Annotated in this window: 9 protein-coding genes; 5 read left to right on the top strand and 4 right to left on the bottom strand. The window is 47.4% G+C overall.

The features are described from left to right. Positions 1 to 176: 176 nt before the first annotated feature. Together cysM and KW844_RS19460 are read right to left on the bottom strand one after the other, a co-directional pair. Positions 177 to 1,058 carry a cysteine synthase CysM gene (gene cysM, locus KW844_RS19465; protein WP_218378450.1) on the bottom strand — a complete coding sequence of 294 codons (882 nt, stop codon included), beginning with the start codon at positions 1,056 to 1,058 and terminating at the stop codon, positions 177 to 179. Between the two features lie 9 nt (positions 1,059 to 1,067). Further along, positions 1,068 to 1,871: a serine O-acetyltransferase gene (locus tag KW844_RS19460; protein ID WP_218378449.1), complete on the bottom strand. Its 804-nt coding sequence runs from the start codon at positions 1,869 to 1,871 to the stop codon at positions 1,068 to 1,070. 206 nt (positions 1,872 to 2,077) lie between these two features. On the opposite strand from KW844_RS19460, the gene KW844_RS19455 reads away from it, so the two are divergent. Both KW844_RS19455 and KW844_RS19450 read left to right on the top strand, forming a co-directional pair. Next, positions 2,078 to 3,262 carry a sigma-54 dependent transcriptional regulator gene (locus KW844_RS19455; protein WP_218378448.1) on the top strand — a complete coding sequence of 395 codons (1,185 nt, stop codon included), beginning with the start codon at positions 2,078 to 2,080 and terminating at the stop codon, positions 3,260 to 3,262. A gap of 14 nt (positions 3,263 to 3,276) precedes the next feature. Beyond that, a complete protein-coding gene (locus tag KW844_RS19450) occupies positions 3,277 to 3,930 on the top strand; it encodes an alpha/beta fold hydrolase (RefSeq protein ID WP_218378447.1) in 654 nt (217 codons plus the stop codon). Here KW844_RS19450 and KW844_RS19445 read toward each other — a convergent pair. Further along, positions 3,922 to 4,794 carry a MerR family transcriptional regulator gene (locus KW844_RS19445; protein WP_218378446.1) on the bottom strand — a complete coding sequence of 291 codons (873 nt, stop codon included), beginning with the start codon at positions 4,792 to 4,794 and terminating at the stop codon, positions 3,922 to 3,924. The genes KW844_RS19450 and KW844_RS19445 overlap by 9 nt on opposite strands. Positions 4,795 to 4,930: 136 nt before the next feature. Here KW844_RS19445 and lepB point away from each other — a divergent pair, with 136 nt between their 5' ends. The 3 genes from lepB (at position 4,931) to KW844_RS19430 (ending at position 7,473) form a co-directional block, all read left to right on the top strand. Next, positions 4,931 to 6,121 carry a signal peptidase I gene (lepB, locus tag KW844_RS19440; protein ID WP_218378445.1) on the top strand — a complete coding sequence of 397 codons (1,191 nt, stop codon included), beginning with the start codon at positions 4,931 to 4,933 and terminating at the stop codon, positions 6,119 to 6,121. Between the two features lie 16 nt (positions 6,122 to 6,137). Further along, positions 6,138 to 6,623 (top strand): cytidine deaminase, encoded by a 486-nt coding sequence (locus KW844_RS19435; protein WP_218378444.1) that lies wholly within the window; start codon positions 6,138 to 6,140, stop codon positions 6,621 to 6,623. Positions 6,624 to 6,690: 67 nt separating this feature from the next. After that, entirely contained in the window at positions 6,691 to 7,473 is a 783-nt protein-coding gene (locus KW844_RS19430; protein WP_218378443.1) for a lipopolysaccharide assembly protein LapB, read from the top strand. 188 nt (positions 7,474 to 7,661) lie between these two features. Here the strand turns inward: KW844_RS19430 and argS are convergent, their stop codons facing one another. Then, positions 7,662 to 9,590, bottom strand: coding sequence for an arginine--tRNA ligase (gene argS, locus KW844_RS19425; protein WP_218378442.1), 1,929 nt, complete (start codon positions 9,588 to 9,590; stop codon positions 7,662 to 7,664). Positions 9,591 to 9,665 lie beyond the last annotated feature (75 nt).

Raw genomic sequence — 9,665 nt, 5'->3', positions numbered from 1 at the left:
TGAACTACTACTATTGGAAAACAACCCACCAAATGAACTTATTCTAACAAACCGCCGTATGCGGAACCGCATGTACGGTGGTGTGAGAGGACAGTGAGGGAAATAATCCCTCACTTCCTACTCGATTGTGTTAAACTCTTGCTCAGTCCACACTTAACGGATGCCCCATATAAAGGCTAGGCAAATAAATCACTGCTCAGGTACCGATCGCCCCGATCACAAATAATACAAACAATCACCCCCTTCTTCAACTCCGCCGATAACCGCGCCGCCGCAGCTACCGCACCGCCACTACTCATACCACAAAATACCGCTTCCTCCCTGGCCAGCCGCTTCGTCATCGTTCTGGCCTCGGCCTCGCTGATATCCATGATCCGGTCAATACGCGACCGGTCGAAAATCTTCGGTAAATACGCCTCCGGCCACTTCCGTATGCCCGGAATCTTCGAACCATCGGTAGGCTGACATCCCACAATCTGAATATCCGGATTCTGCTCCTTCAGAAACTTGGAAACACCCATCACCGTACCGGTAGTACCCATCGCACTCACAAAATGCGTTACCCTGCTCTGCGTATCTTTCCAGATCTCAGGACCAGTGGTTTTATAGTGCATCATATAGTTATCCGGGTTGCCAAACTGGTTCAGGTTCAAATATCCGCCCTTCTCCAATTGCGCCGTTGCATAATCGATAGATCCCTCCATCGACAACTCCTTCGGCGTCAGGATAACTTTAGCACCATACGCCTGCATCGTTTGTACGCGCTCGGCAGTAGCATCTGCCGGCATAACTATTTCTATCTCTATACCAAACAAATTCGCAATCATAGCCAACGCTATACCGGTATTACCACTGGTGGCCTCTATTAACTTCACCCCCGGTTTCAGCTCTCCTCTGTCCAACGCCCCCTTGATCATCCCATACGCCGCCCTGTCCTTTACACTGCCACCGGGATTGGTGCCTTCCAGCTTCCCGTAAATCGTTACAGCCGGATTGGCTGAAATTTTCTTCAGTTCTACCAGTGGGGTATTCCCCACCAAATCCAGTATTGTTGCCATGGTTATCAGTTACAATTCAGTTAATCGATGTTCTGCCTTATAGTAAATCCGCGAAAATGGCTCTACGCTCTTGATCAGCCATACATTGCCGCCAATAACACTGTGGTGGCCCACAATGGTATCGCCTCCAAGTATGGTAGCCCCCGCGTAAATAATCGTGTGCTCTTCAATCGTAGGATGACGCTTGTTATGCGCCATTTCCTTATCCACACTCAAAGCGCCCAGCGTTACACCCTGGTAAATCTTTACATGTGGCCCTATTACAGACGTTTCACCAATGACCACACCAGTACCATGGTCTATACAAAACCAGGGCGCAATCACCGCTCCGGGGTGAATATCAATCCCCGTTCTGCTATGTGCCTGCTCTGTGATCATCCTGGGCAATAAAGGTACTTTCAGCTTATGCAGAATATGTGCAATCCTGTAAAAAGCGACCGCATAAAAGCCGGGATAAGCCCGTATCACTTCGTATAAGCAGGTGGCAGCGGGATCTCCCTGTAAAATAGCATCCGCATCTTTTCTTAAATCCTCATACATGCCTGGTATCTGCTTCATAAACTGCTGGCTCAACTGCTTTGCAGGCGCAGGCAATTGATGCTCCATCGACAGCAGCAAGGCTTCCAGCTGTTGTTCCAGCAGGCTCCCATATTGCTCCAGTAATACAGGATCGGCCATCACATGGCCTGTATGTTCAGGAAATAACCAGTTCAGTAGATTATTGGCAAGGTCGTTGACCGCCCCGGTAGACGGAAAGGCATTAGCCGCCGCCCTTTCGTGCCGTCGCTTTAATTCTTCCAGAAAGTCGTTCATATACTATGAGGTTCGGAATTACAGGAAAGGCCTGTTATTTACAGATAAAATTACATATAAATCTACAAAGGTAGTAGACTATTTATGATATTTGGCTGCGTTTTACTACGACAGGTTGTTTAGCCACAATTTTAGCATCTTCTTATACCGGATTCTTAGGTAAGAATCTTATTTTTGGCGTCTGTTGATTAACACTAAACTTTACTATGGCTAACATTTTAATTATTGACGATGAAAAGAGCATCCGTAAAACCCTGACGGAAATCTTAAGTTACGAAGGGTATAAGGTAGATGAAGCCGCAGATGGACAGGAAGGTTTTAAAATGTTTCAAGGTAAGCAATACGATGCCGTATTGTGCGATATAAAAATGCCAAAAATGGATGGCCTGGAATTCCTGGAAAAAGCCAGGGAAGTAAATCCGGACATCCCTATCATCATGGTTTCCGGCCACGGAAACATTGATACCGCAGTAGATGCAGTGAAAAAAGGAGCGTATGATTACATCTCCAAACCACCGGATCTGAACCGCCTGCTGATCACCCTGCGCAACGCCATGGACAGGACTACGCTGGTAACAGAAACCAAAACGCTGCGCCGTAAAGTAAATAAAGTGCCTGAAATGATAGGAGCTTCCGCACCTATCCTCAAAATAAAAGAAACGCTGGAAAAAGTAGCACCTACGGATGCCCGCGTACTCATCACCGGTGAAAACGGAGTGGGTAAGGAGCTGGTAGCCCGCTGGTTGCACGAACTCAGCAGCCGCGCTGCCGGCCCCATGGTAGAGGTAAACTGCGCTGCCATTCCAAGTGAACTGATTGAAAGTGAACTGTTCGGACATGAAAAAGGCTCCTTTACCTCCGCTGTAAAACAGCGCATTGGTAAATTCGAACAAGCTTCCGGCGGTACCCTGTTCCTGGATGAAATCGGTGATATGAGCCTCAGCGCACAGGCGAAAGTATTGCGCGCCCTCCAGGAAGGTAAAATTACCCGCGTAGGTGGCGATAAAGAAATCAGTGTAGACGTTCGCGTGGTAGCAGCTACAAATAAAGACCTGCTCAAAGAAGTAGAAGATAAAAATTTCCGCCTCGACTTATACCACCGCCTCAGTGTAATCCTCATCCACGTGCCATCACTCAACGATCGCCGCGATGATATTCCTTTGCTCGTGGAAAGCTTCCTGGATACCGTTTGTAACGAATACGGCATCGCCCGCAAAAGCATCGATAAGGAAGCCATGAAAGCATTGCAAAGTCACAACTGGTCAGGTAATATCCGCGAACTCAGAAACGTGGTGGAAAGGCTCGTGATCCTTTCCGGTAAAACAATTTCACCGGAGGATGTAGACGATTTTGTAGTGCCAAACCGGGATAAGAAAAAAGTAAATTCTTAATAAATTAACCAGCAATGTCCAGCAAGCATTTGTACCTCATAAGCGGACTGGGAGCGGATGAACGAGTATTCAGGCATCTGCGGTTTCCGGACGGATATGAGGTGCATTTTCTGCCCTGGATAGCGCCACAACCACAGGAGTCAATCAGCAGTTATGCCTCCCGTATGGCAGCCGGCATCACTGCTGAAGGCCAGGTAAGCCTTGCCGGTCTTTCTTTTGGTGGGATCATGAGCATTGAAATTGCCAAACTGCGTCCCATCCATCAAACTATTCTTTTATCCAGCATCAAGCAAACCAGTGAAAAACCCGCGTATTTCAACTGGATCAGGCGATTACAGCTTACTAAATTGCCCGACTTCATCATTTTTCAGAACCGTACCCGCATTGTTGAATATTACATGGACGTAAGCAGTCCGGAAGAAAAGCAATTGTTGCGGGATTACCTGGCACGTAAGGATTATGCTTATTCCCGCTGGGCTTTTGAGGTAATCCTTAACTGGGAAAACGAGTTTCGCCCGCAAAACCTCGTGCATATCCATGGGGATAGGGATCATCCCTTCCCGATTAAATACCTGCATCCCACCCACATTATCCCCAATGCGGGTCACTTTATGGTGTACAACCGCGCGGCAGAAGTAAGCCGGATTTTGTCAGAAGTATTAAGCTAGTAATTGTGGGAACTCATTCATTTCTGTGAGTATTGTTACCCTTAAATCGCTGAAGTTATGTTCCAGTAAGGTTTTTGGTCCGGAGAGATATACATGTACCGCCGGATACTGCTGATTAAATTCCTGGATATACTGATGCAGTACTTGTGGAGGAACGGCCGTCACCACATGAGAATAAAGCGCAGTTACCCCGCTGTTTTTCAGAAATGGGTCCAGGTCCCGGAGCGGGACATTAGGGCCGAAATAGGTTACCTTCTTCCCATATTTCTTAAGCATATAATACACGTACAACAAAGGAATTTCGTGCAGTTCACCCTCAGGTTGAAACAGCAGGAAATGGTCGGTTGCATCATAATTCATAGGCAGACTGTCGATTGCCACCATCAGTTTGGTACGGATAATAGCGCTGCAAAAATGTTCCTGTGCCGGCAGCATCTGGTCGGTAAGCCAGAGGATTCCCACTTTTTCCAGGAATGGGTAGATGACCTTCACGACGGCTGTTTCCATGCCATGGGTGCGGATCACGTTGGATATGACTGTTTCAAATTGCTGCGTATTATAACGTAGGGTGGCGCTCAGCAGGTCATGGATCTGCAGACATAGGTCGGACGATTGATCCGAGATGGCAAGGCTTAGCGTATTCCTTTCCTGTTCTGACAGGGTGGCGATACGGGAAATCTTAACTCCGTGATGGTATAAGTAGGCAATTTTCAGGAAGGCCTTCAGGTCTTCCCCATCATAAATCCGATGGTTTTTATCTTTTCTACGCGGCTGATACAGCTGGTATCGTTGTTCCCAGATCCTTAATGTGTGCGCCTTTATACCAGTGAAGTTTTCAATGTCCCTGATTGAAAAACTGTTCAATGGCGTCAGGTATAGTATCCGGGCAAATGTATAAAGATTAAGCTATTTTTAAGAAAACTTTTCCTATATAAAAGCTGGAAGGAGAGGACAGAATATTATATTTGCCTTTTTAAGCATTTAACTTAAGCCTAACTGAATGAACCTGGCATTTTGGAAAAACAATAAGGATAAGCAGCCTAGGAAGAAAAAGTCTGCAGTTCGTGAATGGCTGGATGCAGCAATTTTTGCTATCATCGCCGCAACCCTGATCCGCACTTTTATTTTTGAAGCTTATACCATCCCTACTCCCTCTATGGAGAAGACATTGCTGGTAAATGACTTTCTTTTTGTAAGTAAGATCAGTTATGGCCCCCGTATTCCAATGACGCCACTGGCAGTGCCTTTTGTGCACCACACCATGCCGCTCACCAAAAATACACCGGCTTATTCTGAAGCTATTAAATGGAAATACCGCCGTTTGCCAGGGATTGGAGAGGTAAAGAGATATGATGTGGTGGTATTTAACTTTCCTGAGGGAGATACAGTAGCCCTCGATGCAGCAGACCCAAGCTACTACCGTATGGTCAGGCAGATGGGTTGGCAGGAGGTCAACAATAACTATAAAGTCATCCACCGCCCGGTAGATAAGCGCGAGAACTATATCAAGCGTTGTATGGCCGAAGCAGGCGATACCCTGACCATCGTGCATGGCGCAGTGTATGTGAATGGTAAGGCAGCTCCGGTACCACCAGGCAGCCAGCATCGTTACACGGTGATTACCAACGGCGAACCGCTGAACCCTTCCCGCCTCGAAGAAATGGGTATCAGTGGCCCTGACGCTACCCTGGATGCCAGCACTTACGTATACAACCTGACACCTGCACAGGTCACCAGCCTGAAACAATTCGATATCATTAAGAGCATCACCGTTTTCGAAGAAGCCAATATCAGCGCTATCTACGATTACAACGATATTTTCCCGCATGATACGGCGCACTTCCATTGGACAGAAGAGAATTTCGGACCGCTGTACATTCCTAAGAAAGGCGCTACCGTAACGCTGAATGACAGCAATATCGCCATCTACGACCGTATCATCCGTGTGTTTGAAAACAACACCCTGGAAAGAAAAGACGGTAAATTTATCATTAATGGTCAGCCTGCAGAAAGTTATACGTTTAAAATGAACTACTACTGGATGATGGGTGACAACCGCAATAATTCACTGGATTCCCGCTACTGGGGCTTCGTTCCGGAAGATCACGTAGTAGGTAAAGCGTGGATGATCTGGATGAGCTATGGTGAAGGCGGTATCCGCTGGAGCAGGCTGTTCAGAACTATTAAATAACCCTAAATCACATACCATGGCAAAACAACTGCAACAATTCGAATACACCGTATACGAAGATATCACTGAACTTAACGATGCAGATGCCTGGTTACTGACAGAAGCACGCGATGTTACGCACCATGCGTACGCACCATATTCACATTTCCAGGTTGGAGCCGTTGCCAGGCTTGCTAACGGCGAGATCATCGCCGGCTCCAACCAGGAAAATGCCTCTTTCCCTGTTGGCCTCTGCGCCGAAAGGGTAGCACTGGCAGCAGCAGCTTCCGTTTATCCGGAAGTGGCTATTGATACCATTGCTATCAGTTACCATAACCTCAATGGCGACAGCTCACAACCCATCTCCCCTTGTGGAATATGCCGCCAGTCGCTGGCAGAAGTAGAAATGCGCCAGAAAGAGCCCATCCGCCTGATTATGGGTGGCCTCAGCGGCCGCGTAATTGTCGTGGATAAAGCCAACGACCTCCTGCCCTTCGCTTTCTCCGGAGAAATGCTCGGTTAAAAAGATTTTAGGATGATGTATAAATTATAACTAATTTATATATATTTGCCGGTATAAATGCCATACCATGAAATCCTATACCAGACGATTGCTGGTGCAGGCAATCGGCCTATGTTTAACCGTGTCATCTGTAGTTGCAGGCGTTCATAACCCTGGCCGCGACAAAGCCGCACAATATTTTAAGGAAGGACTCACCCTGCGTAGAGCCGGTGCCGTAGTAGAAGCTACCGCGCGGTTTAATGCAGCAATTATGGCCGACAGTACCTATGGTGCTGCGTGGAGTGAGCTGGCAGATATTTATTTTGCAGAAGGTGATTATACGTTATCGCTTTACCACAGCCTGATTGCAAGGACCCATGGCAGTACTGATGCCACGGGACAGGCCGGGCTCAGCTATTACCGGATGAAACAATATGATAATGCGCTGGAAATGTTGTCGCTGGCAGCAGCTGACACAGGGGCGAGCACACCGGTAATATTTAGCCTGGCAGGGGTATATGCGCGACAGGAAGACTACCGCCAAAGCATATATTATTTTGAGCGGGGGATTGCACATAGTGTCGTAGTGGCAGGTGCCGGGGAGGAAAAAAATGTCAGTGACAGTATGTTGCTGTCACAAATAGGAAAGGATGCCACAGAGGCGAAAGTATTATACTGCCTGGCGCAGGCAGCACAACATAAAGGCTGTCACAAAGCGGCAGCCGGCATCTGGCAGTTATTGCTGCACATACAGCCTGCTAACGGATTTGCCATGTTTATGCTGGGAAAAGCGTATATGGATATGGGTGAGGTAGCGCTGGGAGAAAAAATTTGTGATCAGGCACAACAATTAGGAGAAATACAGAACTAACGTGTTGGTATATACGTTATTAGATCAAAGATATTCCGCCACAGGATGATGTAGTAGAAGCAGTGTTTCGGGAAAGGCAAGCTCCCCTGCATTGCGCTGAGGACTGTGGTATTTTCTTCGACAGTTTGGCCACGGCGGCTGCAAGCTGTTAACGCTGCGAACCAGGTGGTTCGCAGCGTTTTATTTTGTTACATACGCTCTGGTACGCGGATACCGAGCAATTGCATGCTTTTGGCAATGGTATTGGCAGTGAGCTGGATGATTTGCAGACGGAGTTTTTTCTTGTCTTCGTCATTAGCTCTGAGAATGGAGTAGGTTGGTACGCCCTCCACTTTTTCTGCGTAGAATGAGTTGAAAGTCTGTGCCAGCAGGAATGCGTAGTTGGCAATTACAGACGGGCTCATTTCTTTATGTGCATCAGCAAGAATACCAGGGAACTGCTCATTGAGGGAGATCAGTTCTTTCTCCAACGGCAGCAGGGTGCCGGAATAGCTGTAGTTGTCAAGGCCTTCTACCGGGCCAACTTCACGGAGGATGGACTTGATACGTGCATGTGCATACTGGATGAATGGTCCGGTAAAGCCGTGCAGGTCAATAGATTCCTCCGGATTAAAGATCATTCTCTTCTTAGGATCTACGCGGAGCAGGAAGAATTTCATGGCGCCAAGACCGATGGTTTCATACAGCTCATCCAGTTCGTTTTCGGAGAAGTCGGCCAGTTTTTTACCGGCTTCCTGCGTTTTAACCGCAGCTGTTTTCACCATTTCGTCGATCATGTCATCGGCATCCACTACGGTACCTTCGCGACTTTTCATACGACCGTGGGGTAATTCCACCATGCCGTAGCTGAGATGGAAGATACCCGGTGCTGCTGGTTCTCCGAGTTTTTCGAGAATGAGTTGCAGTACCTTGAAGTGATAGTTTTGTTCATCGGCTACTACATAGATGCTTTGATCCATGTGGTAGTCGTCGTATTTCAGGCGGGCGGTGCCCAGGTCCTGCGTCATGTATACGGAGGTGCCATCGCCGCGGAGTAGGAGTTTTTCATCCAATCCGTCAGCGGTGAGGTCGATCCAAACGGAGTTATCTTCTTTTTTGAACAGCACACCTTTGCGCAGGCCATCTTCCACGAGATCTTTACCGAGCAGGTAGGTCTGGCTTTCGTAGTACATTTTATCGAAGTCGATGCCCAGTTTTTTATAGGTAACATCGAATCCTTCATATACCCAGCCGTTCATGGTGTTCCAGAGTTCGCGTACTTCCGGGTTGCCGGCTTCCCATTGCTGCAGCATGATTTTAGCCTGCAGCATGATCTCCGTTTTGTTACGGGCAGCCTCTTTCACATCGCCCATAATTTTGGCTACTTTCTCTTCATTATCCTTTACTTCAGGTTTGTGAAGGGCTGTTACCAGCTTTTCGAGTTTCTCGGTTTCGGTGGCATTGAAATCGCGGAAATCGCGCTCCAGGACGCGGTCTATGATAGGTTCGGCCTGTTCTTTTACCACACTTTCGAACTTTACGTAGTAGTCGCCCACGAGGTGGTCCCCTTTAATACCGCTAGATGCCGGGGTGTCGCCATGTGCAAATTCCTGCCATGCCAGCATCGATTTACAAATATGTATACCGCGATCGTTTACGAGATTGGCTTTAATGACTTCGTAACCATTGGCTTTCAGGATTTCTGCGATAGAGAAACCGAGGAAGTTATTGCGGAGGTGGCCGAGGTGGAGCGGCTTATTGGTATTGGGAGAGGAGTACTCTACCATGATTTTTTTACCGTTGGCAGGTTGTACGCCAAAGTTCCTGTTGGTGAAGGTTGCTTTCAGGAAGTTTGACCAGTACTGTGCATTGATGGTAAGGTTCAGGAATCCTTTTACCACATTGAATGCGGAGAAGAGTTCCGGATTATTTGCTACCAGGTATTCACCGATATGCTGACCGGCTTCTTCTGGTTTTTGTCGGCTGAATTTGGTGAAAGGGAACGTAACAATGGTGTATTCACCTTCGAACTCAGGTTTGGTAATATTAACAGAGATGTCAGTAGCTGCTACCTGTTGGTCGTAAAGTGATTTAATGGCGGCCACTGCGGCCATTCTGATGGATTGTACAACACTCATGCTGAAAATGATTAATGCGAACAGCAAAGATAATCGTTTCTGGCATTAAGTTTTGTTGTTTACCAGGGGTTTTGG

The organism is Chitinophaga sp. sic0106, from assembly GCF_019219075.1.
Classification (GTDB): Bacteria; Bacteroidota; Bacteroidia; order Chitinophagales; family Chitinophagaceae; genus Chitinophaga.
The sequence above is the reverse complement of the archived record's forward strand: the minus strand, read 5'-3'. Positions and strand labels throughout refer to the sequence as shown.